This is a genomic window from Janibacter anophelis NBRC 107843, assembly GCF_001570945.1.
Taxonomy (GTDB): domain Bacteria; phylum Actinomycetota; class Actinomycetes; order Actinomycetales; family Dermatophilaceae; genus Janibacter; species Janibacter anophelis.
Map to the genome: position 1 here is coordinate 1 of NZ_BCSQ01000029.1, position 24,408 is coordinate 24,408.

Below are 24,408 nucleotides of genomic sequence, written 5' to 3' on the forward strand. Positions count from 1 at the left end.
CCCGAGGCCGTCGAAGCGGACCCGGAGCCCGAGCCGGCCCCGCGCCGCCGTGGTGGCCGCCGGGCCGCCTCGAGCGCCGGTGCGCCGGTCGCCCTGCAGCCGGTGGACCTCACGGCCCCGGCCGAGGAGACCAGCGGCCCGCTGACCAAGGTCGCGGGGGAGAGCGGAGAGGCCCCGACCACTCCGGTCGCCGACCCGGAGCAGCCCGCCCCCGCTCGCCGCAAGCGCAAGCGGGTCACCACCCAGGCGGGCCCGCCGCAGGCCTGAGCACTGAGCACATACCGGAGGCCCACTGGGACGCGTTCCCGTGGGCCTCCGCTGTACCCGACGTGGCCGTCCCGAGTCACGCCCTGGCTGATGGTTGCCTCATGGGGCGACCGAGGGCATCCGCGACGCGCAGGTCGACGAGGTCCGGCGCCGTCTCCCGGCGATGAGGGGGACTGGGAGGGCGCTGAGGGCATCGGGACGAGCGGGCGCAGCGGGACTCCGACGGTACTTTCTCTCGCCGGTCCCCGTTCTCGACCCGGCCCAAGAGCGCACCACCAGCCGTTCGGTTCGCTCGCCGAGCGGCCGATGGTAGGCCCTGCTATCTTTGCCGCAGCATGCCCCATGGGGGGGGGCGTGACGAACAGGGGGAACATCATGACAGGACGTGTGACCACGAAGCTCGGGGCAGCTTTGGGCGGGGTGGCATTGCTGATGGTGAATGCAGCGTCGGCACAGGGATCTCAGGTTGCATCGGGGTGTGACTCCGGCATGGCGTGCTTCTACCAGAACACGTACTACGGCGGCACCCACTTCGAGACCTCGATCGCGAGCAGCAACTGGGACTGGCCTGGCAACATCTGGGCCATGCGTTACCTCAATGACCGCGACAGCTCGGTCGTGAACTATTGGGGAACGTATCCGGTCACGTGGTATCGCCACGACAGCTACAGCGGCTACATCCACTGTCTGTCTCGTGGCGTGGCGATGAAGTCCTACACGAGTGAGGACGACCAGGGTTCGAGTCACCGGGCGGCTGGTTCATCTTGCTGAGCCGGACCACCCCGTTCGCCGCCCTGATCGCTGTGTCCGCGCTCCTCCTCGGGGCGTGTTCACAGGGTCGGGCGGCGAGCCCTAATCCGGACGTGGAGCCCGCGGCCACTGCCCGGGCAGGGGTCCGGGCCGACGTCAGTGCCTTGGTTGAGTTGGCGCGATCACTCGACCGGTTCGAGTTGCGATTGATCTCCCAGTGCATGTCCGATCAGGGATTGACGTACGTCGTTCCGCCCGAAGCCGCACCTCCGGCGTTCGAGAAGACCTATGGGCACACCACAGCGGACGTGAGCGATGGCTATCCGCCGCTGCCAGCCCTTCCGCCCGACCCCAATGCCCGCTCTTCACTCAAGGGTTCCCAGGCGGATCGTGATGCGTGGAATGAGGCCCTGTTCGGCGCGGAGGATGCGCGTGAGACCCAGACGTTGTCGGACGGGTCGGGAGAGCTCAGCGGGCCGGGCGAGGGCTGTATCGCCCACGCCCGAGACGTGATGTTCGGTTCTTCCACACAAGGTCTCGAGGTCGTGAGCCTCGCGACAAACCTTCCTGCGACGGCGGTCAAGGCTGCGTCGCTCGACGCAGACATGGTCACGCTCAACAAGGAGTGGTCGGACTGCATGTCGGACAAGGGGCACGACGACCTCACCTCGCCGGAGGAAGCCATCGCCGCGGCGCGAGCCACGGGTGAGAGCACGGCCACGAGCGTCCGCCTCGCCAAGGATGACGTGGCCTGTGAGTCGGCCAGCGACTATGCCGCCCAGCGGACGGCGGTGGAGGACAGGTACCTCACGGGGGTGATGGACGCCAAGGAAGCCCAGATCACCGGTGCACGAGAGACCTTCACCGCGGCCATCAGCAAGGCCAAGCGTGAGCTGAGCTCAGGGTGAGTCCGCAGCGTCGGGTCGTCTCGGCGTGGCTCTCCTTCACCGTGCTCCTTGTGGGCGCTGCCGCCTACCTCGGGTGGCTGTCCGGGTCAGTCGGGACCGAGCCTCCTGCGACGCCCGGACCCATCGAGGTCACCGCACCAGTCGAACGGGTGCGATTGGTTGACAGCGCTCAGCTTGCCTGCACCGTCACCAGGCCCACGGTCGCCACCTTGGCGCAGTCCCGCGGGCGCGGAGTCATCTCCAAGATCGCCGACACCACGGCGCAGGTCCCGGCCATCGGGGCCGGTCAGCTCGTGGCCGAGGTGGACGGGACGCCGGTCGTCGTCGTGGAGGGCAGGGTGCCGATGTTTCGCGACATCACCGTCGGCGACCGTGGCCACGACGTCAATTCCGTACGCGCCACCTTGGCACTGCTGGGTCGAGTGAGTTCGAAGAGCTCCGGTAGCCCGTGGGAGAAGGGCGAGCAGCAGGCATGGCGTCAGCACCTGACGTCGTTGGGCTACCCGGACCTTGACAAGCAGGTCGTCAGCAAGGCCAATGTGCTCGTCGCGCGGTCATTGCCGGCCGTGCCGGCGTGGCCGGACAACGTCCTGGGCAGCACCGAAACGGACAGGGTCCAGCTGAAATCACGGACTCGCTCGGTCACCTGTCCAGTGGCCAAGGGCGTCTCGGACATCACCTCCTCCACGCGGGTGAGCCTGGAGGGGCATCCGGACCAGAAGTTGGTCGTCGAGGGCGATGCGCCCGCCTCGACGGCTGGCGCAGGCACTCCCTCCGGGGATGGCGCTCCTCCCGAGGGCCAGGACGCCTCGGCAGGTGACCTCGCTGGCGGTGGCGACGTGGACGCGGGCAACAGGTCAGTGACCTTCACCGCCCCTGATCTCGAGCTGCACGAGGCGTCGTCCGTCGTCGTGTCCGTGGAACTCAGGAGTGCCAAGACGGCACACCTCGTCGTGCCGGTGACGGCATTGTGGACCGATGCCCAGGGGAGGAGCATGGTTCGCGTCGGTGGCTCCGATCCGCGAGATGTCGTGGTCACCACCGGATTCTCCACTGGCGGCATGACCGAGGTGACGCCTGTGGACGGTGCCCGGTTGTCGACGCAGGATGCCGTGATCGTGGGACTGACTCAGCCGTCCGATGCGCCGACCGACCCGTCGTCATGACCGTCCCCGCCATCGCGGCCGAAGGACTGGCCCGCACGATCGACGCGCCGTGGGGGCGGGTGCACGCCGTGAGGGAAGCAACCCTCGACGTGGATGCGGGAGAGTCGGTTGCCATCGTCGGGCCGTCGGGCTCGGGGAAGTCGACCTTGCTTCAGCTCCTCGGACTGCTGGACACACCCACCGCAGGGCACCTCTCGCTGGCCGGCGAGTCGACCGAGGCCATGAGTGAAAGGCAGCGTTCGCGGCGCCGCTCGCAGCACTTGGGGTTCGTCTTCCAGTCCTTCCACCTGATCGCCCACAAGGACGTCGTCCACAACGTGTCCCTGCCGCTGCTGTACGCGGGAGTGCCCATGGCGCAGCATGCGCAGCGGGCGCGGGCGACTCTCGAGCTCGTCGGCATGGGTTCCATGGCGACGAGCGCACCGCTGACCCTCTCGGGTGGCGAACGTCAGCGCGTGGCCGTGGCCCGCGCAGCCGTGCACGACCCGTCCGTGCTGCTGTGTGACGAACCGACCGGCAACCTCGACGCCGCGTCGAGCGACCTGGTCCTCGACGTCCTGCTCGGACTGGGCAAGGAGCGGGGAGCCGCCATCGTCCTCGTCACGCACGACCCGGACGTCGCGGCACGGTGTGATCGCACCCTCGAGATGCGCGACGGAGTCCTGACGTGAGGGGTTGGGGGGTTGCGCTGGTCGAGGGCCTTGAGGCCATCGTCCGGCGTCCGGGTCGCTCCGTCCTGACCGCGCTCAGCGTCTCCGTGGGAGTGATCGCCTTCGTGGCCACCCTCGGCGTGGCCGGCAACGGCGCCCGGGCCGTCAGTGTCCGCTTCGACGAGCTCGCAGCGCGCTCGGTGATCCTCGAAGGGTGGGACCAGACCGCCGTGCCGGAGCCGAACGGCTTGCAGCGGCTGGACGCGCTGCCCGGAGTCGACGGCGCCGCCAGATTCGCACCCGTGACCGACGCCCCGACCTTGGCCCTCCATCCACGCGCCGCGGAGCAACCCGTCGAAGCCGTCGTGATGGATGGCCCGAGCAGCCAGATCGCCGTGCAGGCACGCGTGACCGCCGGCAGATGGTGGGACCCGGGCCACCTGGATCGGTGCGACGACGTCGTCGTCATCGGCGACGAAGTGGCCGCCCGCATGGGGCTGGGGACTCGATCGGTCGGCTCGACCGTGTGGCTGGACGGACACCCGTACGCCCTGTTGGGCATCGCCACGTCTCCGATCACGGAGCCGGCCATCTCGTCGCAGGTCGTGATCCCACGGGGCGCGGAGTGCGAGTCGCTCGGTATGGAGGTGGGCCCAACTGCAGTCAGGGTGAGCGCCGCTCCGGGCGCGGCCCACGCGGTCGCCGAGGCTGCTCCGCTCGCACTCTCCCCGGTGCTGGCTCAGAGCATCACGGCCCGTACCGAGCTCGAACCGCGGGGCCTGCGCACCCTGGTGCTGGGTGAGAGCCAGCGGTTGATGATCGCTCTGGCCGCGCTGGCGCTGGCCATCAGTGTCGTCATCATCGCCGTGACGCTGTGGGCGTCGATCGCCGAGCGCCGCACGGAGCTGGGCCTGAGGCGCGCCATCGGCGCCAGCCGGGGTGACATCGTGCGCCAGATCATGGCCGAGTCGACCGTGCTCGGCCTCATCGGCGCGATCCACGGGGTGCTCATCGGGAGCATCGTGACCCTGAACCACTCCATCACCCTCGAGGTGCGTGGTGATCTGCCCTGGCCGTGGCTCGGCGCGGCGTTGCTCGCCGGGATCCTCTCCGGTGCGGTCGGAGGGGTCATCCCGGCAGTCCGCGCCAGCCGAGTGGATCCCGCCATCGCTCTGACTTCGGGCTGACCCCCCTTCGCCCGTGTTTTGCCCGCCGGGCCACCTGCCCGGTAGTCTTGTCCCTCGGTGCGCCCACCGAGCGGACGCTTCGTGCCTCGGCACGAGGACTGTTGGCCGGTCAGACAGAGCGAGTGCACCTGACACCGAAAGTGAGTTCCACTGATGTACGCGATCGTTCGCGCGGGTGGCCGCCAGGAGAAGGTCTCCGTCGGCGACACCATCCTCATCAACTCGATCAAGGGTCAGGCCGGCGACAGCGTCGACCTGCAGCCGATCCTCCTCGTCGACGGGTCCACGGTGACCAGCGACGCCGACAAGCTTGCCAAGGTCAGCGTCACGGCCGAGGTCGTCGGGTCCGCCAAGGGTCCGAAGATCACGATCATGAAGTACAAGAACAAGACGGGCTACCGCAAGCGCCAGGGTCACCGCCAGCCGCTGACCCAGCTCAAGATCACCGACATCAAGGCCTGAGCCTTCCACTTTCGAGCAGTGAGGAACTACTGACATGGCATCCAAGAAGGGTGTGTCCTCGACCAAGAACGGTCGCGACTCCAATGCCCAGCGCCTCGGCGTGAAGCGGTACGGCGGCGAGATCGTCGGTACCGGCCAGATCATCGTCCGCCAGCGCGGCACCCACTTCCACCCGGGCGACAACGTCGGCCGCGGTGGCGACGACACGCTGTTCGCCCTCGCGGACGGCGCGGTGCAGTTCGGCACCAAGCGCGGCCGCAAGGTCGTCAACGTCGTCCCGGCCGGCGCCGCCGGCTGACGACGCACACACTGCGTTGGGCGAAGGGGGCGGGTCGGCTGACCCGCCCCCTTCGCCGTACCTGCACCACAACCGAGGAGAGGTGAGGTCGTGACGACCTTCGTCGATCGCGTCACCCTGCACGTCGAGGCCGGCAAGGGCGGTCACGGTGTGGCCTCCGTGCACCGCGAGAAGTTCAAGCCGCTCGGCGGCCCGGACGGCGGCAACGGCGGTCACGGCGGTGACGTCGTGCTGCTCGTCGACCCGCAGGTGACGACCCTCCTCGACTACCACCGCAGCCCGCACCGCCGCGCGACCAACGGCGCTCCCGGCGCCGGTGATGAGAAGAACGGTGCCAACGGCGCCGACCTCGTCCTGCCCGTCCCCGCCGGCACGGTCGTCACCAACGCCCACGGCGACGTGCTCGCCGACCTCGTGACGCCCGGCACGACCTTCGTCGCGGCGAAGGGCGGCCGCGGTGGCCTCGGCAACAAGGCGCTGTCGAGCCAGCGCCGCAAGGCGCCCGGCTTCGCGCTGCTCGGCGAGCCCGGTGAGGCCACCGACGTCGTCCTGGAGTTGAAGTCGCTCGCCGACGTCGCGCTCATCGGCTTCCCCAGCGCCGGCAAGTCCTCGCTCGTGTCCGTCCTGTCGGCGGCGCGACCCAAGATCGCCGACTACCCCTTCACCACCCTCGTGCCCAACCTCGGCGTCGTGACGGCCGGCGACGTGCGCTACACGGTCGCCGACGTGCCCGGCCTCATCCCCGGCGCGAGCGAAGGGCGTGGCCTGGGCCTGGAGTTCCTCCGCCACGTCGAGCGCTGCTCGGTCCTCGTCCACGTCATCGACTGCGCGACGCTCGAGCCCGGCCGCGACCCGATGAGCGACCTCGACGTCATCGAGGCCGAGCTGTCGGCCTATGTCGCCGACGAGACGCTCGGCGGCAAGCCGCTGTCGGAGCGCACCCGCATCGTCGTGCTCAACAAGGCCGATGTCCCCGACGCCCTCGACCTGGCCGAGATGGTCAAGGCCGACCTCGAGGAGCGCGGGCTGGAGGTCTTCATCGTCTCCGCCGTCGCGCACACGGGACTCAAGGAGCTGACCTTCGCCATGGCCCGGCACGTCCAGGCCGCCCGCGCGGAGGCCGACGTCGAGGTCGTGCCGCAGCGAGTCGTGCTGCGGCCCAAGGCCGTCGACGACGCGGGCTTCGTCGTGCGCCGGGAGATGACGCCCGAGGGCGAGGTCTTCCGCGTCCTCGGCGACAAGGTGACCCGCTGGGTGCGCCAGACCGACTTCGCCAACGACGAGGCGATCGGCTACCTCGCCGACCGGCTCAACCGGGCGGGCGTCGAGGACGAGCTGACCAAGGCGGGGGCCGTCGCCGGCTCGACGGTGCTCATCGGCCCCGTCGAGGACGCCGTCGTCTTCGACTGGGAGCCGACGATGGTCGGCGGTGCCGAGCTGCTCGGTGGCCGCGGCACCGACCTGCGCCTCGAGGAGAACACCCGGCGGACCACGCGCGAGCGCCGCGAGGAGTTCCACGCCCGCAAGGACGCCCAGACCGCTGCCCGCGATGACCTGCGGACCGAGCGCGAGGCCGGTCACTGGACCGAGGACGACTGATGGCCGTCGAGGCGCGGAGCAACGACGCGCGGAGCAACGGCGCGCGGAGCAACGGCGCGCAGCCCGTCGACGCCCGCCGGGCGGTCGCCGATGCCCAGCGCCTCGTGGTCAAGGTCGGCTCCTCGTCACTGACGAGTGCCGTCGGGGGAGAGCTCGACGTCGCCCGCCTCACCGCCCTGGTCAACGCGCTGTCGGGGCGTCGCAGCGCCGGCACCCAGCTCGTGCTCGTCTCCTCGGGCGCCATCGCCGCGGGCATCGGCCCGCTGGGCATGAGCACCCGCCCCCGTGACCTCGCCCGCCAGCAGGCGGCGGCCAGCGTGGGTCAGGGCGTGCTGCTGTCCGCCTACGACCGCGCCTTCGGCTCGCACGGGCACACCATCGGGCAGGTGCTGCTCACCGTCGACGACGTGACCCGGCGCAGCCACTACACCAACGCCAAGCGCACCTTCGAGTCGCTGCTCGGCCTGGGCATCGTGCCGATCGTCAACGAGAACGACACGGTCGCCACCGACGAGATCCGCTTCGGCGACAACGACCGGCTCGCCTCGCTCGTCGCCCACCTCGTCGACGCCGACGCCCTCGTGCTGCTCACCGACGTCGACGCCCTGCACACCGCCGCGCCCGGCACCCCGGGCGCCGAGCGGGTGGCCGTCGTGCGCAACTCCGCCGACCTCGAGGGCATCTCCATCGGGGGCACCGGCTCGGCCGTCGGCTCCGGTGGCATGACGACGAAGGTCGAGGCGGCGACGATCGCCGGTGCGGCCGGGATCCCGACCGTGCTCACCTCCGCCGACCGGATCGTGCCGGCCCTCGCCGGTGAGGACGTCGGCACCGCCTTCGAGGCGCAGCCGCGCAGTCGCGGCTCGCGGGCCCTCTGGCTGGCCCACGCGACGAGCCCGCGCGGCTCGATCCAGATCGACGCGGGTGCGGTCACCGCGCTGCGCGAGCGCGGCCGCTCGCTGCTGCCCGCCGGGATCACCGGCTGCACCGGGTCCTTCGTCGACGGCGACCCGGTCGACGTCGTCGGGCCCGACGGCACGGTCATCGCGCGCGGCCTGGTCAACTACACCTCCGGCGAGCTGCCCCACCTCATGGGCCGCAGCACCAAGGAGCTCGCCGAGGCGATCGGCCCGCAGTACGAGCGTGAGGTCATCCACCGGGACCACCTCGCGCTGCTCTGATCCCCCCTTCGTCCGGCCGGACACGGCTCGCGCTGCGCGATCGCCCCGCAGCCAATACCTTCGTCGCGGAGGGACGGCAGGGGCCGTCCCCGTCAGGGAACACGGGGATCCGCATGAAGGCTGTGAAGTCCACTCTCGCCACGCTCGTGCTCGTCTCGGGCACGGTCCTGGCGACCGCGCCCATGGCGCAGTCGGCGACCGCCCGCAACGGTTTCTGCGAGGCGGGGGAGTTCTGCTACTACTACAACAGCAACCACCAGGGCTCGGTCAGCGACCACAAGGGCTCGCTCGCCAACTACGGGACGACCACCCCGAGCTGCTACACGTTCAAGAGCGCGGGCAACGGGCGCGGCCTGTGCATCAAGAACCGCGCCGCGTCGGTGTGGAACCGCACCGGGCAGAAGGTCGCGGTCCACTACAACTCCAACTACGGCGGCACCAAGCAGACGATCGCCGCGGGCGGCAAGGTCAACCTCAACGCGACGCTGAAGAACAACAACGCCTCGCACCTCGTCGGTGGGACCAGCACCGGCAGCTACACCCCGCGCGACGACTACCCATACCGCGGCGCGACGAGCGGCATCGACCCGTGGAACTTCTACAAGGGCCAGTGCACCTCCTTCGCCGCGTGGACGGTGGTGTCACGACTGGGGATCAAGGACTTCAGCAACCAGTACGGCGGCGGCCGCTTCGGCAATGCGATCAACTGGGACAACAACGCCCGCGCCGTCGGCATCCCCGTCTACTCCACCCCGCGGGCCGGTGACATCGCCGTGCGCAACTCCGGCACCTACGGGCACGTCGCCTTCGTCACCAAGGTCAACGCGGACGGCAGCTTCCAGGTCGACGAGTACAACCACGTGCGCGCCGACACGTACAGCCACCGGCGTGCGACCCGCGGGACCGGATCGCACCAGTTCGACCGCTTCATCCGTTTCAAGCGCTGACCACGAGGACATGACGAAGGGGGACGTACCGGCACGTCCCCCTTCGTCATGCCCGTCGGTGGCGAGCTCGTGCGACGGTCACCGCACCTGCGTGACCTCGAACTGCATCCGCGGGTTGGCGTAGGTCTCCTGCGCCTGCACGAGCTGCAGCTCACGCTTGCCGGAGTCAAGGGTCAGCTGCAGCAGGTCGAAGACGGAGGAGACCGTCCGGCCCAGCGACTCCTGCAGCGAGCGGGTGCGCAGCCAGTGGCTGGTGAAGAGGGCGGCGGTCACGTCCCCGGAGCCGTTGGCCTTGAGGGGCAGGTGGGGAGTGCGCACGACCCAGGCCTCGTCCTCGTGGCAGGCGAGCATCTCGATCGTGCCCTCGGGTCGGTCCGGACGCAGCACCGAGGTGACGAGCACGGTGCTCGGGCCCATCTGCCGGGCGGCGTCGACGGAGGCGAGGGTCTCCTCGATCGTCTCCGGCTCGGTCTCGGTGAGGAATCCCAGCTCGAACTGGTTGGGCGTGATGAGGTCGGCGTGGGGGACGACCTTTTCCCGCAGCAGGACCGGGATCGACTCGTGGACGAAGCAGCCGGACTTGGCATTGCCCATGACCGGGTCGCAGGCGTAGATCGCGTCCGGGTTGGCCGCCTTGACCGCGGCGACGGCCTCGAGGATGGTCGCGCCGATCCCTTCGCCGCCCTGGTAGCCGGAGAGGATCGCGTCGATCTCCTCGAAGGCGCCGCGCTCGCCGATGCCGGTGACGACGTCCGCGACGTCGCCCGGGTCCATGAGCGGACCGCGCCAGGCGCCGTAGCCGGTGTGGTTGGAGAAGTTCACCGTGTGCACCGGCCACACCTCGACCCCGAGACGCTGCATCGGGAAGACGGAGGCGGAGTTGCCGACGTGGCCGTAGGCGACGTGGGACTGGATGGAGAGGATCGTGGTCACCTCGGCATCCTCTCACCGCGCGGCCTACCCTGTGGCCATGAGTGAGAGCACCGTCCCCGCCACCGCCTCCGTGCCGGAGCTCGCCGGGCGTGCCCGGACGGCCTCGCGGCACCTCGCCCTGCTCACCCGCGCCGACAAGGACGCCGCGCTCCTCGCGCTCGCCGACGCCGTCAACGCCGCAACCGAGCAGGTCGTCGCCGCCAACGCCGAGGACCTCCAGCGGGGACGCGAAGGGGGGATGGCCACCGGCCTCCTCGACCGCCTGACCCTCGACGCGGCCCGCGTGGCCGCCGTGGCGCAGGCGCTGCGGGACGTCGCCGCGCTGCCCGACCCTGTCGGTGAGGTCGTGCGCGGCTCGACCCTGGCCAACGGCCTGCAGATCCGCCAGGTGCGCGTGCCCATGGGCGTGATCGGGATGATCTACGAGGCGCGCCCCAATGTCACGGTCGATGCCGCCGGCCTGGGGCTGAAGTCCGGCAACGCGATGATCCTGCGCGGCGGCTCGGCCGCGGCGAGCACCAACCGAGCCCTCGTCGACACGCTGCGTGCCTCGCTCGCCGAGCAGGGGCTGCCGGAGGACGCCGTGCAGCTGCTCGAGGGCGGCCACGACGCGGTCAAGGAGCTGATGACCGCCCGCGGCCTGGTCGACCTGCTCATCCCGCGTGGGGGAGCGGGCCTGATCCAGACCGTCGTCACCGAGTCGACGGTGCCCGTCATCGAGACCGGCATCGGCAACTGCCACGTCTACGTCGACGCCGCCGCCGATCTGGGCAAGGCGCTGGCCATCACGGTCAACTCCAAGACGCACCGTCCCAGCGTGTGCAATGCGGCCGAGTCGCTGCTCGTGCACCGTGGGGTCGCCGACGACTTCCTGCCCAAGGCCTTGGCCGACCTCGCCGGCGCAGGTGTGGTCCTCCACGGTGACGCGACGACCGTCGAGCTCGCCCCCGCGGGGATCGAGGTCCTCCCGGTGAGCGATGACGACTACGCCGCCGAGTTCCACGGCCTCGAGATGTCGGTCGCGGTCGTCGAGGACGTCGAGGCAGCGCTGGAGCACGTGCGCCGCTTCGGCACCGGACACACCGAGGCCATCGTCACCGAGGACCGGGCTGCGGCTCGCCGGTGGACCGCCGAGGTCGACGCCGCCGCCGTCATGGTCAACGCGTCCACGCGCTTCACCGACGGCGGCGAGTTCGGCTTCGGCGCGGAGATCGGCATCTCGACGCAAAAGCTGCACGCCCGCGGCCCGATGGCCCTGCCCGAGCTGACGACGACGAAGTGGGTCGTCGAGGGCGACGGCCAGGTCCGCCCCTGACCGACCGCTCTCTCGACGTCAAGACGTTGCATTTCCCCGGGCAAATGCAAACGTTCGACATCAAGACGTTGCATCTCCCCGGGGAAATGCAAAGTCTCGACGTCAAGACTCTGCATTGCCGTAGGGCAATGCGGTTCAGAGACCGAGGCTGAAGCACGGACACAGAGACAGGTCGAGGGTCCTCCCGCCCCCGGGAGGACCCTCGACCGCTGTCCGTGGCACGACCCGCGCGTGGGCCCTGCGGCGACTGCAGCACGACGTCGGGCACCGGCCGCGACGTCGCGGTGACACGTGGACCAGGAGGCGCCGACATCGCTCGAGTCGCCGGTGCCCGGCACGGGTGTGGGCCCGTGCACGAGCGTGCGAAGTCGTTATCCCTGTGGTCCTGCCGGCCGCTCGACGAGGTCTTGCGCCTCCCCGCACGGCCGCGGTGTGGGAACTGTTCTACGCGCCTTCGTGGCCGAACGGCAACAGCGGGGCCGGCCCATCGCTGAGCGGACACCACCCACAGGTGTGTCCACAGGCACATGGTGCAGTCCTCGTGGCTACCCACAGGGCTGTGGACCACGGTGGTGGACAACCGGCGGCCATCGCGGCCGGGTAGCATGGCCGCATGCTGAGCTCCTTTGCCTCCATCGCCGCCGAGGCCGTTCACCACAACGAGCTGCCCGTCCCGCCGTGGGTCTACGGCCTGTTCGCGCTGCTCGTCTTCGCGATGATGTTGGGCGTCCTCTTCGCCTTCCGCCAGGCCGCGACCAAGATCCCGGCCCCGCACAACACCGTGGCGCACGACGACCACGGTCACGACGTCGGGGACCACCACTGAGCAAGCGCCTGGGCGTGATGGGTGGGACCTTCGACCCCATCCACCACGGGCACCTCGTCGCAGCGAGCGAGGTGCAGTCCCTCTTCGACCTCGACGAGGTCGTCTTCGTCCCCACGGGCGAGCCCTGGCAAAAGGCGGACAAGCAGGTCAGTCCGGCCGAGCACCGCTACCTCATGACGGTGGTCGCGACGGCGTCCAACCCCCGCTTCACCGTCAGCCGGGTCGACATCGACCGTGACGGCCCGACCTACACGAGCGACACCCTTCGCGACCTGCGCGCGCAGCGCCCCGATGACGAGCTGTTCTTCATCACCGGAGCCGACGCCCTCGCGCAGATCCTGTCGTGGAAGGACGTCGACCAGCTGTGGGACCTCGCCCACTTCATCGGCGTCACGCGTCCCGGCTACCACCTGAGCGAGTCCGGCCTGCCGGAGGACAAGGTGACGCTGCAGGAGGTGCCGGCCATGGCGATCTCCTCCACCGACTGCCGCCAGCGCGTCAGCGACGGCGAACCGGTCTGGTACCTCGTGCCGGACGGCGTCGTGCAGTACATCAACAAGTACGAGCTCTACACCGACGACCGGGAGTGACCCAGCACGTGGCAGCCACCCAGCAGGCCATCGACCTCGCGACCATCGCCGCGCGCGCCGCGGCCGACAAGCTCGCAACGACCATCACCGGACTCGACGTGTCCGGCCAGATGCCCCTGACCGACATCTTCCTCATCGTCTCCGCCGACAACGAGCGCCAGGTCCAGGCGATCGTCGACGCCGTCGAGGAGGCCATGCGCGAGCAGGCCGACACCAAGCCCCTGCGCCGCGAGGGCAACGGCCCCGGGCGCTGGGTGCTCATCGACTTCGGCGACGTCGTCGTGCACGCCCAGCACGACGAGGAGCGCGACTTCTACGACCTCGAGCGCCTGTGGCGCGACTGCCCGCACCTCGACCTCGGGGTCGTGGGCTCGCAGCAGACCATCGGCGACCAGTGACCGAGGCGACCCGGCGGGTCTCCGCGGAGGCCGCCGGCGGGGCGAAGGGGGAGCCCCGTCGCCTCGTCGTCCTGCGCCACGGCCAGACCACGTCCAACCTCAAGGGCATCTGGCAGGGCCAGCTCGACCATGAGCTGACCGAGCTCGGCCACGAGCAGGCCCGTGCCGCCGCGGCGGCGATCTCCTCCCTTCGTCCCTCGCGGGTGGTCACCTCCGACCTCGTGCGCGCCCGGGTGACCGCCGAGGAGGTCGCGACGGCGAGCGGCATCGACCTGTCCGTCGACGCGCGCTGGCGCGAGATCCACGCCGGCGGCTGGCAGGGCATGACCGCGGCGCAGGTGTACTCGCAGTACCCGGAGGACGCGGACAAGCTCATCAGCGGTGAGGACTTCAAGCGCGGTGGCCACGGTGAGTCGCTCGCCGAGCTCGCCGCGCGGGTGCGCCCCGCCCTCGACGAGCTCGTGACGTCCATGGACCCGGGGGAGTGCGTCGTCATCGCCACGCACGGCGTCACCGGGCGCACCCTCGTCGCCGAGCTCGTCGGGCTCGACCAGACGACCGCCTGGCGGATCCTCGGCGGCTTCGGCAACTGCCACTGGGCGGTCCTCGAGGACGGGGCGACGTCGATGAGCGGCCGTCGCGGCTGGCGGATCACCCAGTGGAATGCCTCCGCGGAGGGCCTCTGACCGGGTCGGACGGCTCGATTTGGAGAACCGGGGGTCCGTATGGGTAAACTCTCGCAGTCCCCTTCGGGGGAATCCCACTCGGGGCTGTAGCGCAGTTGGTAGCGCACCTCCATGGCATGGAGGGGGTCAGGGGTTCGAATCCCCTCAGCTCCACCAGTGGTACATCGAAGGCCCGGACCGTCACGGTCCGGGCCTTCGGCGTTGCCGGGGGGCATGATGATCGGATGAGCACCGTCCACACGATCGGCCACTCGACGCGGCCCGTCGAGGACTTCATCGCGCTGCTGCGTGGTCTCGACATCACCCGCGTCGTGGACATCCGCACCGTGCCCAAGTCACGGCGCAACCCGCAGTACTGGCACGACGCCCTCGCGGAGTCCCTCGCCGGGGCAGGACTGGGCTACACGCACGTCCCCGAGCTCGGCGGCCTGCGCAAGCGGCGCCCCGACTCGGTCAACACGGCGTGGCGCAATGCCTCCTTCCAGGGCTACGCCGACCACATGGGTTCGGAGGAGTTCGGTCGGGGCCTGGCGCAGCTGATGGAGATCGCCGAGGCCGAGTCCCCCGTCATCATGTGCGCGGAGGCGGTGCCGTGGCGCTGCCACCGGTCGCTCGTCGGTGACGCGCTGCTCGTGCGCGGCGTCACGGTCCTGGACGTCATCGGCGACAGCGCGCCGAAGCCGCACACGTTGACCTCCTTCGCGGTCGTCGACGGCGAGAGCGTCACCTACCCGGGCGAGGACGAGGCGGGCGAAGGGGGATGACTCTGGCACGTGGGGTGGAGGAGTATGGGGAGTCGGGGTCCCCACCGCGCAGGAGGAGTCGTCATGGAGTCGATGTCACTGACCACCTTGGCCGAGGAGCACCTGGCCGCCGCCCGCGTCGGGTCTGCCGGCCGCAGCGCCGTCACGGTCCACGGCCGGCACGACTTCGTGCTGCGCCAGACGCTCATCGCCCTCGTGGAGGGGCAGGCGCTGGCCGAGCACGAGAGCCCGCCGGAGGCGACGCTGCAGGTCCTGCAGGGGCGGGTGCGCGTGACGGCGGGCGAGGACTTCTGGGAGGGAGCGGCGGGGGAGCTGCTCGTCATCCCGCCCGAGCGCCACGACCTGCGGGCCCTCGAGGACTCCGTCGTGCTGTTGAGCGTCGGCACGGCCGGCTGAGGTGCCGTCCACGCCCCGGCAGGCGCGTGTCCTGCTCGTCCTCGGCGCTCTGGCCGTCGTCCTCGGCGGACTCGTCGCGGCCGTCACCGGACCCTTCGGATGGACGAAGGGGAGTTGGGCGGCGGCCTTCCTCGTCCTCGTCGTCGGCGTGGCCCAGTACGCCATGGGCTGGATGCGCGCGGACGTCGCGGACGACCGCTCCGGCTGGGTGCAGGTCGCGGGGTGGAACCTCGGCGGTGCCCTGGTCGTCCTCGGCACGCTCGTCGCGACCCCGCTGCTCGTCGACCTCGGCTCACTGCTGCTCGTCGTCGCGCTCGCGCTGGCACTGCGGGCCGACCTGCGCCCACGTCCTGCCGCCCGCCCCCGCGCGATGGTCGTCGGCTACCGGCTGCTCCTGCTCGTGATGCTCGTGAGCATCCCGATCGGCATCACCCTGTCGCACCTGCGGAACTGACGCGCAGGAGCCGGGCGGCGTTGTCGTGCAGGACCTTTCGCTCCCACTCCTCGCCGAGCCCCAGGCGCCGCACGGCCTCGACGGCGTGCTCGTACGGGTAGGGGATGTTGGGGAAGTCGCTGCCGAAGAGCACCTTGTCGCCGAGGGCGTGCAGGTCCTCCAGCCGCTCCCGGGGGAAGGGGGTGACCGCCTCGGTGAAGTCCGTGAAGGCCATCGTCGTGTCGAGGTGGACGTCGGGGTGGGCGGCGGCGAGGTCGAGGAAGTCGCCGTAGTCGGGCATGCCCATGTGGGCGATGACGAGCACGAGCCCCGGGTGGCGCTCGAGCAGGTCGCGCACCGCGTCGGGCCCGGTGAAGCGCCCCGGGGCCGGACCGTCCCCGGCGTGCATGACGATCGGGGTCCGACGGCGCTCGAGGAGGGCCCAGACGTCGTCGAGCAGCGGGTCCGCGAGCGAGTAGTCACCGACCTGGACATGGACCTTGAGCACCCGGGCGCCCGCGTCGAGCGCCGCGGCCGTGTACTCGGCGGTCCCCGGCTCGGGGTAGAAGGTCGCCGAGTGCAGCACGTCGGTGTGCTCCGCGGCGAACCCGGTCGACCAGTCGTTGAGCCAGGCCGCCATGCCCGGCCGGTGCGCGTAGTTGAGCGAGGTGAAGGCCCGCACACCCAGGCCGCGCAGCGTGGCCAGGCGCTCCCCTTCGTCCGTGCGGTAGGTGATCGGCCACGCACGGCCGATGAGCGGACCCGCCGAGTCGAAGTACGCCCACACCTTGTCGAGCACCCGCTGGGGCATGAAGTGGGTGTGGATGTCGATGATCCCCGGGCCGAGCGCGTCCATGGGCCACACCCTAGGGAGGAGGGCGGCCAAGTAGTCTGATCCCCGACCTTCGAGCCCGGGAGAACCAGCACTGATGAGCGAGACGCCCTACCGCTACACCGCGGAGATGGCCGGTCGGATCGAGACCGGCTGGCAGGACCGTTGGGAGGAGCTCGGGACCTTCCGTGCGCCCAACCCCGCCGGACCGTGGGCCGAGCCGGAGCGCGTGCGCGAGCACGAGGGCCACATGCTCATCCTCGACATGTTCCCCTACCCCTCGGGCGCGGGGCTGCACGTCGGCCACCCGCTGGGCTACATCGCGACCGATGTCTACGCGCGCTACCAGCGCATGCTCGGCAAGAACGTGCTGCACTGCCTCGGCTACGACGCCTTCGGCCTCCCGGCGGAGCAGTTCGCCGTCCAGACCGGTCAGCACCCGCGGGTGACGACCGAGGCCAACATGGACACGATGAAGCGCCAGCTGCGGCGCCTCGGCCTGGGCCACGACGACCGGCGCGCCTTCGCGACGATCGACCCGGACTACTACCGCTGGACGCAGTGGATCTTCCTGCAGATCTTCAACGCCTGGTACGACGAGGACGCCGAGCGGCCCGACGGTGGGCGCGGTCGCGCCCGGCCGATCGACGAGCTCATCGAGTCCTTCGCCTCCGGTGAGCGACCCCTGCCGAAGGGGGAGACCCGCACCTGGCAGGAGCTGTCCGGTGTCGAGCGCTCCGCGATCCTCGACGAGTACCGCCTCGCGTACACGAGCCACGCCCCGGTCAACTGGGCGCCCGGTCTGGGCACCGTCCTGGCCAACGAGGAGGTCACGGCCGACGGCCGCTCCGAGCGCGGCAACTACCCGGTCTTCAAGGCCGACCTGCGCCAGTGGATGATGCGCATCACCTCCTACGCCGACCGGCTGGCCGACGACCTGGACCGGGTCGACTGGCCGGACAAGGTCAAGGCCATGCAGCGCAACTGGATCGGCCGCAGCGAGGGCGCCGCGGTGACCTTCACCGCGCAGGGCGCCGACGGCGCCGACCACGAGATCGAGGTCTTCACCACGCGTCCCGACACCCTCTTCGGCGCGACCTTCATGGTCCTGGCGCCGGAGCACCCGCTCGTCGACGCGCTCGTGCCGCAGGGCGGCTGGCCCGAGGGGACCAAGGACGCGTGGACCGGCGGGGCGGACACCCCCTTCGCCGCCGTGTCCGCCTACCGCGACGCCGCGGGCCGCAAGAGCGACGTCGAGCGCCAGATCGAGACCAAGGACAAGACCGGAGTCTTCACCGGAGGCTGGGCGACCAACCCGGTCAACGGCGCCCGCATCCCGGTCTTCGTCGCCGACTACGTCCTCATGGGCTACGGCACCGGCGCGATCATGGCCGTGCCCGCGCACGACGGCCGCGACTTCGACTACGCCACGGCCTTCGACCTGCCGATCCGCCACGTCGTCGCCCCGCTGGACGGCGAGATCGACGAGTCCGCCCCCTTCGTCGGGGACGGTGTCGCCACGGCCTCCAGCAATGACTCGATCTCCCTCGACGGCATGGCCGTCGCCGAGGCCAAGCCGGCGATCACCGCCTGGCTGGAGGAGCGGGGCCTGGGCCGCGGCACGGTCAACTACAAGCTGCGCGACTGGCTCTTCTCCCGTCAGCGCTACTGGGGCGAGCCCTTCCCGATCGTCTTCGACGAGGACGGTGTCGCGCACGCGGTGCCCGAGTCGATGCTGCCGATCGAGCTGCCCGAGGTCGACGACTACAGCCCGCGCACCTTCGACCCCGAGGACGCGAGCAGCGAGCCCGAGCCGCCGCTGGGCCGGGCCACCGAGTGGGTCGAGGTCGAGCTGGACCTGGGCGACGGGCCGAAGCGCTACCGCCGCGAGACCAACACGATGCCCAACTGGGCCGGCTCCTGCTGGTACTACCTGCGCTACCTCGACCCGGCCAACTCCGAGGCGCTCGTCGACCCGGCCAACGAGGCCTACTGGGTCGGCCCGCGCGACGAGCCGGTCGCCGGTGCGCCGGCCGGCACGCGCGACCCCGGCGGTGTCGACCTGTACATCGGCGGCGTCGAGCACGCGGTGCTGCACCTGCTCTACGCCCGCTTCTGGCACAAGGTGCTCTTCGACCTGGGCCACGTGAGCAGTGAGGAGCCCTTCCGCAAGTACTTCTCGCAGGGCTACATCCAGGCCCACGCCTACCGCGACCACCGCGGCCAGCCGGTGCCGGCCGCCGAGGTCGTCGAGGACGATGCGGTCGAGACCGGGTTCACCTGGCAGGGCCAGCCGGTCACCCAGGAGTACGGCAAGATCGGCAAGTCGCTGAAGAACGCGGTCAGCCCCGACGAGATGTACGAGCAGTTCGGCGCCGACACCTTCCGCGTCTACGAGATGTCGCTCGGCCCCCTGGAGCAGTCCAAGCCGTGGGAGACGCGCGCCGTCGTCGGCAGCCAGCGGTTCCTGCAGCGCTTGTGGCGCAACGTCGTCGACGAGGAGAGCGGCGAGGTGGGCGTCGTCGACACCGCCCTCGACGCCGACACCGAGCGGCTGCTGCACCAGACGATCGCCGCCGTGAGCGAGGACTACGCGACCCTGGGGTTCAACACCGCGATCGCCCGGCTCATCGAGCTCAACAACGCGCTGACCAAGCTCGGTCAGGTGCCCCGCGCGGCGATCGAGCCGCTCGTGCTCATGGTCGCCCCGGTCGCGCCGCACCTGGCGGAGGAGCTGTGGTCGCGCCTGGGTCACTCCGCGTCGCTGAGTGCCGAGCCCTTCCCCGTCGCCGACGAGAGCAAGATGGTCGAGTCGAGCGTCACCTGCGTCATCCAGGTCAAGGGCAAGGTGCGCGACCGCGTCGAGGTCCCCGCCGACATCGGCGAGGACGAGCTGCGTGAGCTGGCGCTCGGCCGCGACAAGATCAAGGCCGTGACCGAAGGGGGCATCCGCACCGTCATCGTGCGGGCGCCCAAGCTGGTCAACGTCGTCCCGGCCTGACCCTCGGCGGTCGCGGGCTCAGGCCCGTGGCCGCACCGGGTGCTCGGAGAGGATCGAGACCCGGTTGAAGGCATTCATCGTCACGGCCGCCCACTCAGCGGCGGCGAAGGCCTCCTCGCCCAGGAGGTCGCGCGCGGAGGCGAGCGCCGCCCTTCGCTCCGTGGCGTCGGGCAGGGTCGTCGTGACCTCCGCGACGTGCAGGACCGCGCACTCCACGGCGTCGAAGAGCGTCGACTCCGCCCACGCCGGCAGCTGCGCGATGCGCTGCAGCGTGGCACCGGCCTCGACCGCCATCCGGGTGTGCATGTCGAGGCAGAACGCGCAGCCGTTGATCTGCGAGATGCGCACGTTCATCAGCTCGACCGTCTCGCGCTCCAGGCCCGCGGCCTCGGCGGCGGCGCCGACCTTGAGGGCGAGGGCGTTGAGCGCCTTCCACGCCTCCGGCACGGTCGAGTCGAGGTAGGGCAGCCGGTCGGTGGTGGACATGGCGCTCAGGCCAGCCGTGGACGACCGGTCAGGCTCGATACCCTCGGACGGTGAGCATCGCCGTCGTCACCGACTCGACCGCCTCGCTGCCGCCCGAGCTGCGCTGCGAGCACGGCATCACGGTCGTGCCGTTGCACGTCGTCGTCGACAGCCAGGAGCGCGTCGATGACGACTCCATCAACGACTGGGTCGTCGACGCCCTGCAGCGCAAGGCCGACATCTCCACCTCGCGGCCGGCCCCGATCAGCTTCCTCCGGGCCTACGAGGCCGCGGCGAAGGGGGGCGCCGAGTCCATCGTCTCGGTGCACCTGAGCTCCGACCTGTCGGGCACCGTCGACTCGGCCCGCTCCGCCGCGCTCGAGTCCCCGGTCCCCGTGCACGTCCTCGACTCCCGCACGATCGGGATGGGCGTCGGCTTCGCCGCCGTCGCGGCGAGCCGGGACGCGGCAGCCGGGCGCGACGTCGACGACGTCGTCGAGCGGCTGGAGCGGCGTCTGGGCGCCTCGTCGGCGCGCTGGCTGGTGCACAGCCTCGACCGGCTGCGCCGTGGGGGGCGGATCGGTGGTGCGGCCGCGCTGCTCGGGTCGGCGCTGGCGGTCAAGCCGGTGCTGCACGTGCACGACGGCCAGGTCGAGCCACTGGAGCGGGTGCGCACTGCGGCCAAGGCCATCGCGCGTCTGCAGGAGCTGACGGTGCAGGACAGCCAGTCGCTGCCCGAGTGGGCCGACGGCGTCGACATCGCGGTGCAGCACATCGAGGCCGATGACCGGGCGCAGGGCCTGGCCCGCGCCCTCGCCGACGCCGTGAGCACGCGGGTGGAGACGACCCGGCTGAGCGCGACCGTCGCCTCGCACGTCGGGCTCGGCACCATCGGTGTCGCGGTGCTCCCGCACATCCGGGACTGACACTCCCAAGCCGCCGGCCCCTACCCCGGAGTCCACAACCGCGCCCAGCCGGGAGTGAGGATCCACAGCCGCACGCATGAGGGCCCGGCGAGGCGAGGCCCTGCCTAGCGTCGCTGACATGAGCCGCCCCAGCGAACCCTCCACGCGCGTCGCCGAGATCCTCGACGAGAGCCGCGATCCCCGGCCGCTGGAGCTGCCGTCGACGCTCGCGACGGGTCGCTACGGCGTGAGCCGACAGGCGATCATCGGCCTCGCACTCGTCGTCACCCTCGCGGTGGTGATGCTCGGCGGGCGCTACGTCCTCGCTCGGCAGGACGCGGCACCGCAGCCGGTGGCGATGGGGGAGGAGCCCGGGGCGCCGACACCCGGATCGACGAAGGGAGGCAGCCCGCTCCCCGGAGCCGCGCCCGAGGGGGCAGGCGCGAAGGGGGCGGGTGCGACCGGCGCCGGGACGCCCGGGGCGAGGGCGACCGCGGCGGCCCGGGTCACCGTCCACGTCGTCGGCGAGGTCGAGTCACCGGGGGTGGTGACCCTGGCCTCCGGCGCGCGTGTGGACGATGCGCTCGAGGAGGCCGGTGGCGCGACGGACGAGGCCGAGCTGTCGGGGGTCAACCTCGCCCGTCCGCTCGTCGACGGGGAGCAGGTCGTCGTGCCCGGACCGGGGGAGACGGCAGCACCCGCGCCGGGAGGAGCGGGGCCGGGAGGGCCAGCACCTGCAGGGGTGGCGCCGGGAGGGGCTGCGCCCGGAGGGGCGGCGCCGGGGGCCGGGACACCGGGTGCTCCGGGGACACCCGACGCGCTCGTCAACCTCAACACCGCGGACCTGGCGACCCTCGAGACGCTGCCAGGAGTGGGGCCGGTGCTCGCCCAGCGGATCATCGACTGGCGCACCGAGCACGGCGGCTTCACCAGCGTCGAGGAGCTCGGCGAGGTGAGCGGCGTCGGTGACAAGACCTACGCCACACTCGCGCCGGAGGTCACCGTGTGAGCGCCGACGACACGGTCAGCACACGGCCGGTGCTCGACCTGCGGCTCCTCGTGCCCTGCCTGTCCGCGTGGGCGTTGGGCGCGTGGGCGCTGTCCTGGTCGGGGCAGCTACGGACGTGGGTCGCGGTCGCGGCCGGGCTCCTCCTCGTCGCGGTCCTCGTGCTCGGCCGTCGGTACCGGGGCCGGCACGGACGGGCCGGCCTGCTGCGCGACGGGCCGGGCGTGCTCGCCCTGGCCCTCGTCGCGACGGCGCTCGTGCTCGGTGCCTCCGCGGCCCACGAGGCCACTCGACGCGTGGGGCCCGTGGACGAGCTGGCCCGAGAGGGAGCGATGGTGCGGGCCGAGGGCGTCGTGCTCACCGAACCGATCGTGCGGGCCGGTCGGGCGCGCAGCGACTCGGGGAGCGAGGCGCCGCAGCAGGTGCTTCTCCGGGTGCGGATCGAGTCCGTCACCGCACGTGGGGAGACGACCGCGGTCCGGGCGCCGGTCTTCGTCCGCGGCAAGCAGTCGTGGGCGGACGTCGGCTGGCACGACCGCATCCGGCTGACGGGCAAGCTCGCCCCCGCCGAGGCCGCCGACCCCGAGGTCGCCGTGCTCAGCCCGCGTGGGCCGCCGGAGCTGGTGGGGGAGCGCTCCCTCGTACGGTCGGCGGCCGAGCACCTGCGCAGCGGGATGCGCGACGCCGTCCAGCCGCTGCCCGCCGACGCCCGTGGCCTGCTGCCCGCCCTCGTCATCGGTGACACCTCGCTCACCCCGCAGGAGCTGACCGACGACATGCTCGTCACCGGGATGTCGCACCTGTCGGCGGTGAGCGGCTCCAACGTCGCGGTCGTGCTCGCCGCCCTCGTCGGGGCCTGTCGGCTCGGGGGTGTGCCGCGGCGCTGGCGACCGTGGGTCGCGGGGGCGGGGCTGGCCTTCTTCGTCGTGCTCGCCCGGCCCGAGCCGAGCGTCATCCGGGCAGCGACGATGGGCGCCATCGGCCTGCTGGGCCTGAGCGCCTCCCGCCGCGGGGCGGGCACCCCGGCACTCTGCGCGGCGATCCTCGCGCTGCTCACGTATGACCCGTGGCTGGCGCGCTCCTACGGCTTCGTGCTGTCCGCGCTCGCGACGCTCGGACTGCTGCTCCTCGTGCGCCCCTGGTCCGCCGCGATCAATGCCCACCTGCCACGACGGTTGCACCTCATCGGCCCCGCCGTGGCGATCCCGCTCGCCGCCCAGCTCGTCTGCGGTCCGGTCGTGGTCCTGCTCCAGGGCGAGGTCAGCCTCATCGCCGTCGTCGCCAATCTCGTGGCCGCCCCCTTCGTCGCCCCCGCGACCGTCCTCGGCGTGAGCACGGCCCTCGTCGCCGTGCTCAGCCCCACCTTGGCGACGCTCGTGGGGTGGTGCGGAGCCCCCTTGGCCTTGGCCATCGCCTGGACCGCGCGGGTGGCCGCCGACGTGCCCGGAGGGGCGCTGCCCTGGCCCGACGGCCCGCCGGGTGCGGTGCTGCTCGCGATCGTCACGACGGTGGGCGTCCTCGGATGGCCATGGGCCGCACGCCGCTCCCGGGCCAGCCCGCTCGTCGCGATCGCTCTGGTCGTCGTGGTGGCCGTCGGCGCCGTGCCGGGTCGGACCCTCGTGTGGCCGCCGCCCGGGTGGCGTTTCGTTGCCTGTGACGTCGGGCAGGGGGACGGTCTCGTGCTTGCCTCCGGTCCCGGTCGTGCGGTCCTCGTCGACGTCGGACCCGAGGGCGGAGGCATCGACGGCTGCCTGCGACGGCTCGGTGTGCGCACGCTCGACGCGGTGGTGCTCACGCACTTCCACGACGACCACGTGGGCGATCTCGCCGCCGCGATCGGCGAGCGGTCCGTCGGCCGCATCCTCGTCACGCCGGTCGCTGACCCGCCGTGGGCGGAGCGTCAGGTGCGCGAGCTCGCGCGGGAGCGCTCGATCCCGGTGATGCCGGTGGTGGCAGGGCAGGTCTTCGCGCTGGGGGAGGTGCAGGCGACGGCGTGGTGGCCCGCGCGCGTCGTGGCGGGAGGGTCGGCGGCCAACAACGCGAGCGTCGTGCTCCACGTGCAGGTCGCCGGGGTCACGGCACTGCTCCTCGGCGACGTCGAGCGCGAGGCCGCGCACGCGATGCTCCTGGCGCTGCGCCGCGACCCGTCGATGGCGGCAGCAGCCGCCGACCTCGACGTCGTCAAGATGCCGCACCACGGCTCGAGCAACCTCGACGAGGGCTTCATGGACGAGGTCGCCGCGCCGGTCGCGGTCATCAGCGTGGGTGCCGACAACACCTACGGCCACCCCACGCCGAGCGCCCTGCGGTGGGCGCGGGAGCACGGCGCCCGGGTCCTGCGCACCGACGAGCACGGCGATGTCGCCGTGCTCGACGGTCCTGCGGTTGTCACCGCCCAATAGCGCCCCGGCCAGTGAACGACGCGTTTCGTGACGATGAAAGG

25 protein-coding genes, 1 tRNA gene and 1 pseudogene are annotated in these 24,408 nt (G+C 71.4%); 24 read left to right on the top strand and 3 right to left on the bottom strand.

The genetic code is table 11. The features are described from left to right. From JAN01S_RS17130 to JAN01S_RS17140, 11 genes and pseudogenes are all read left to right on the top strand, one after another. A pseudogene (locus JAN01S_RS17130) lies at positions 1–267 on the top strand (hypothetical protein); the annotation flags it as partial. Between the two features lie 387 nt (positions 268–654). Beyond that, a complete protein-coding gene (locus tag JAN01S_RS17135; protein WP_169797200.1) occupies positions 655–1,038 on the top strand; it encodes a peptidase inhibitor family I36 protein in 384 nt (127 codons plus the stop codon). A 92-nt stretch (positions 1,039–1,130) separates the two neighbouring features. Beyond that, complete coding sequence (locus JAN01S_RS09225; protein WP_157075682.1) at positions 1,131–1,925, top strand: hypothetical protein; 795 nt, start codon at positions 1,131–1,133, stop codon at positions 1,923–1,925. Next, positions 1,922–3,091: an efflux RND transporter periplasmic adaptor subunit gene (locus tag JAN01S_RS09230; protein WP_068317004.1), complete on the top strand. Its 1,170-nt coding sequence runs from the start codon at positions 1,922–1,924 to the stop codon at positions 3,089–3,091. The genes JAN01S_RS09225 and JAN01S_RS09230 overlap by 4 nt, the downstream gene beginning before the upstream one ends. Beyond that, positions 3,088–3,762, top strand: a complete 675-nt coding sequence (locus tag JAN01S_RS09235; RefSeq protein WP_068317006.1) for an ABC transporter ATP-binding protein — start codon at positions 3,088–3,090, stop codon at positions 3,760–3,762. Before JAN01S_RS09230 ends, JAN01S_RS09235 begins: the two co-directional genes overlap by 4 nt. Continuing rightward, the gene (locus JAN01S_RS09240) at positions 3,759–4,928 is read left to right on the top strand and encodes an ABC transporter permease (protein WP_068317008.1); all 1,170 of its coding nucleotides are present in this window, start codon (positions 3,759–3,761) and stop codon (positions 4,926–4,928) included. The genes JAN01S_RS09235 and JAN01S_RS09240 overlap by 4 nt, the downstream gene beginning before the upstream one ends. A gap of 153 nt (positions 4,929–5,081) precedes the next feature. Next, on the top strand, positions 5,082–5,390 hold the full coding sequence (rplU, locus tag JAN01S_RS09245; protein ID WP_068317011.1) for a 50S ribosomal protein L21: 309 nt from the start codon (positions 5,082–5,084) through the stop codon (positions 5,388–5,390). Between the two features lie 34 nt (positions 5,391–5,424). Further along, positions 5,425–5,688 (top strand): 50S ribosomal protein L27, encoded by a 264-nt coding sequence (rpmA, locus tag JAN01S_RS09250; RefSeq protein ID WP_068317015.1) that lies wholly within the window; start codon positions 5,425–5,427, stop codon positions 5,686–5,688. A 90-nt stretch (positions 5,689–5,778) separates the two neighbouring features. After that, on the top strand, positions 5,779–7,287 hold the full coding sequence (gene obgE / locus JAN01S_RS09255) for a GTPase ObgE (RefSeq protein WP_068317018.1): 1,509 nt from the start codon (positions 5,779–5,781) through the stop codon (positions 7,285–7,287). After that, positions 7,287–8,468, top strand: coding sequence for a glutamate 5-kinase (gene proB / locus JAN01S_RS09260; RefSeq protein ID WP_084360137.1), 1,182 nt, complete (start codon positions 7,287–7,289; stop codon positions 8,466–8,468). Before obgE ends, proB begins: the two co-directional genes overlap by 1 nt. A 113-nt stretch (positions 8,469–8,581) precedes the next feature. Then, complete coding sequence (locus JAN01S_RS17140) at positions 8,582–9,415, top strand: CHAP domain-containing protein (RefSeq protein ID WP_169797201.1); 834 nt, start codon at positions 8,582–8,584, stop codon at positions 9,413–9,415. 78 nt (positions 9,416–9,493) lie between these two features. Here the strand turns inward: JAN01S_RS17140 and pdxY are convergent, their stop codons facing one another. Further along, positions 9,494–10,348: a pyridoxal kinase PdxY gene (gene pdxY / locus JAN01S_RS09270; RefSeq protein WP_068317021.1), complete on the bottom strand. Its 855-nt coding sequence runs from the start codon at positions 10,346–10,348 to the stop codon at positions 9,494–9,496. Positions 10,349–10,385: 37 nt separating this feature from the next. Here pdxY and JAN01S_RS09275 point away from each other — a divergent pair, with 37 nt between their 5' ends. From JAN01S_RS09275 to JAN01S_RS09315, 9 genes are all read left to right on the top strand, one after another. Continuing rightward, on the top strand, positions 10,386–11,663 hold the full coding sequence (locus JAN01S_RS09275; protein WP_068317111.1) for a glutamate-5-semialdehyde dehydrogenase: 1,278 nt from the start codon (positions 10,386–10,388) through the stop codon (positions 11,661–11,663). A 613-nt stretch (positions 11,664–12,276) separates the two neighbouring features. Then, positions 12,277–12,489 (top strand): hypothetical protein, encoded by a 213-nt coding sequence (locus JAN01S_RS09280; protein WP_068317024.1) that lies wholly within the window; start codon positions 12,277–12,279, stop codon positions 12,487–12,489. Positions 12,490–12,503: 14 nt separating this feature from the next. Beyond that, positions 12,504–13,079 (top strand): nicotinate-nucleotide adenylyltransferase, encoded by a 576-nt coding sequence (gene nadD / locus JAN01S_RS09285; RefSeq protein ID WP_280513182.1) that lies wholly within the window; start codon positions 12,504–12,506, stop codon positions 13,077–13,079. Then, complete coding sequence (gene rsfS, locus JAN01S_RS09290; RefSeq protein WP_244884797.1) at positions 13,076–13,477, top strand: ribosome silencing factor; 402 nt, start codon at positions 13,076–13,078, stop codon at positions 13,475–13,477. The genes nadD and rsfS overlap by 4 nt, the downstream gene beginning before the upstream one ends. Next, a complete protein-coding gene (locus JAN01S_RS09295; protein WP_068317031.1) occupies positions 13,474–14,163 on the top strand; it encodes a histidine phosphatase family protein in 690 nt (229 codons plus the stop codon). The genes rsfS and JAN01S_RS09295 overlap by 4 nt, the downstream gene beginning before the upstream one ends. A gap of 80 nt (positions 14,164–14,243) precedes the next feature. Then, positions 14,244–14,319 (top strand) — tRNA-Ala (locus tag JAN01S_RS09300). Positions 14,320–14,387: 68 nt separating this feature from the next. Beyond that, positions 14,388–14,927 (top strand): DUF488 domain-containing protein, encoded by a 540-nt coding sequence (locus tag JAN01S_RS09305; protein ID WP_068317035.1) that lies wholly within the window; start codon positions 14,388–14,390, stop codon positions 14,925–14,927. Between the two features lie 63 nt (positions 14,928–14,990). Further along, positions 14,991–15,323 (top strand): cupin domain-containing protein, encoded by a 333-nt coding sequence (locus JAN01S_RS09310; protein ID WP_068317040.1) that lies wholly within the window; start codon positions 14,991–14,993, stop codon positions 15,321–15,323. A 1-nt stretch (position 15,324) separates the two neighbouring features. Beyond that, positions 15,325–15,777 carry a hypothetical protein gene (locus tag JAN01S_RS09315; protein ID WP_068317043.1) on the top strand — a complete coding sequence of 151 codons (453 nt, stop codon included), beginning with the start codon at positions 15,325–15,327 and terminating at the stop codon, positions 15,775–15,777. Here the strand turns inward: JAN01S_RS09315 and JAN01S_RS09320 are convergent. Further along, complete coding sequence (locus JAN01S_RS09320; RefSeq protein ID WP_068317047.1) at positions 15,752–16,612, bottom strand: amidohydrolase family protein; 861 nt, start codon at positions 16,610–16,612, stop codon at positions 15,752–15,754. The two genes, JAN01S_RS09315 and JAN01S_RS09320, sit on opposite strands and share 26 nt — an antisense overlap. Before the next feature lie 73 nt (positions 16,613–16,685). Here JAN01S_RS09320 and leuS point away from each other — a divergent pair, with 73 nt between their 5' ends. Further along, positions 16,686–19,589, top strand: a complete 2,904-nt coding sequence (gene leuS / locus JAN01S_RS09325; protein WP_068317050.1) for a leucine--tRNA ligase — start codon at positions 16,686–16,688, stop codon at positions 19,587–19,589. 18 nt (positions 19,590–19,607) lie between these two features. On the opposite strand, the gene JAN01S_RS09330 is transcribed toward leuS, so the two are convergent. Continuing rightward, entirely contained in the window at positions 19,608–20,075 is a 468-nt protein-coding gene (locus JAN01S_RS09330) for a carboxymuconolactone decarboxylase family protein (RefSeq protein WP_068317054.1), read from the bottom strand. A 50-nt stretch (positions 20,076–20,125) separates the two neighbouring features. On the opposite strand from JAN01S_RS09330, the gene JAN01S_RS09335 reads away from it, so the two are divergent. From JAN01S_RS09335 to JAN01S_RS09345, 3 genes are all read left to right on the top strand, one after another. Then, complete coding sequence (locus JAN01S_RS09335) at positions 20,126–20,980, top strand: DegV family protein (protein WP_068317057.1); 855 nt, start codon at positions 20,126–20,128, stop codon at positions 20,978–20,980. Positions 20,981–21,098: 118 nt separating this feature from the next. Next, the gene (locus JAN01S_RS17685) at positions 21,099–21,968 is read left to right on the top strand and encodes a ComEA family DNA-binding protein (RefSeq protein WP_280513183.1); all 870 of its coding nucleotides are present in this window, start codon (positions 21,099–21,101) and stop codon (positions 21,966–21,968) included. Beyond that, positions 21,965–24,367 carry a ComEC/Rec2 family competence protein gene (locus tag JAN01S_RS09345; RefSeq protein ID WP_068317059.1) on the top strand — a complete coding sequence of 801 codons (2,403 nt, stop codon included), beginning with the start codon at positions 21,965–21,967 and terminating at the stop codon, positions 24,365–24,367. The genes JAN01S_RS17685 and JAN01S_RS09345 overlap by 4 nt, the downstream gene beginning before the upstream one ends. The last annotated feature ends 41 nt before the right edge of the window (positions 24,368–24,408 follow it).

Coding starts and splice junctions, on each gene's coding strand:
- JAN01S_RS09235 (WP_068317006.1), top strand. CDS start 3,088: ATGACCGTCCCCGCCATCGCGGCCGAAGGACTGGCCCGCACGATCGAC.
- rplU (WP_068317011.1), top strand. CDS start 5,082: ATGTACGCGATCGTTCGCGCGGGTGGCCGCCAGGAGAAGGTCTCCGTC.
- rpmA (WP_068317015.1), top strand. CDS start 5,425: ATGGCATCCAAGAAGGGTGTGTCCTCGACCAAGAACGGTCGCGACTCC.
- proB (WP_084360137.1), top strand. CDS start 7,287: ATGGCCGTCGAGGCGCGGAGCAACGACGCGCGGAGCAACGGCGCGCGG.
- JAN01S_RS17140 (WP_169797201.1), top strand. CDS start 8,582: ATGAAGGCTGTGAAGTCCACTCTCGCCACGCTCGTGCTCGTCTCGGGC.
- JAN01S_RS09275 (WP_068317111.1), top strand. CDS start 10,386: ATGAGTGAGAGCACCGTCCCCGCCACCGCCTCCGTGCCGGAGCTCGCC.
- JAN01S_RS09280 (WP_068317024.1), top strand. CDS start 12,277: ATGCTGAGCTCCTTTGCCTCCATCGCCGCCGAGGCCGTTCACCACAAC.
- JAN01S_RS09305 (WP_068317035.1), top strand. CDS start 14,388: ATGAGCACCGTCCACACGATCGGCCACTCGACGCGGCCCGTCGAGGAC.
- JAN01S_RS09310 (WP_068317040.1), top strand. CDS start 14,991: ATGGAGTCGATGTCACTGACCACCTTGGCCGAGGAGCACCTGGCCGCC.
- JAN01S_RS09320 (WP_068317047.1), bottom strand. CDS start 16,612: ATGGACGCGCTCGGCCCGGGGATCATCGACATCCACACCCACTTCATG.
- leuS (WP_068317050.1), top strand. CDS start 16,686: ATGAGCGAGACGCCCTACCGCTACACCGCGGAGATGGCCGGTCGGATC.
- JAN01S_RS09330 (WP_068317054.1), bottom strand. CDS start 20,075: ATGTCCACCACCGACCGGCTGCCCTACCTCGACTCGACCGTGCCGGAG.
- JAN01S_RS17685 (WP_280513183.1), top strand. CDS start 21,099: ATGAGCCGCCCCAGCGAACCCTCCACGCGCGTCGCCGAGATCCTCGAC.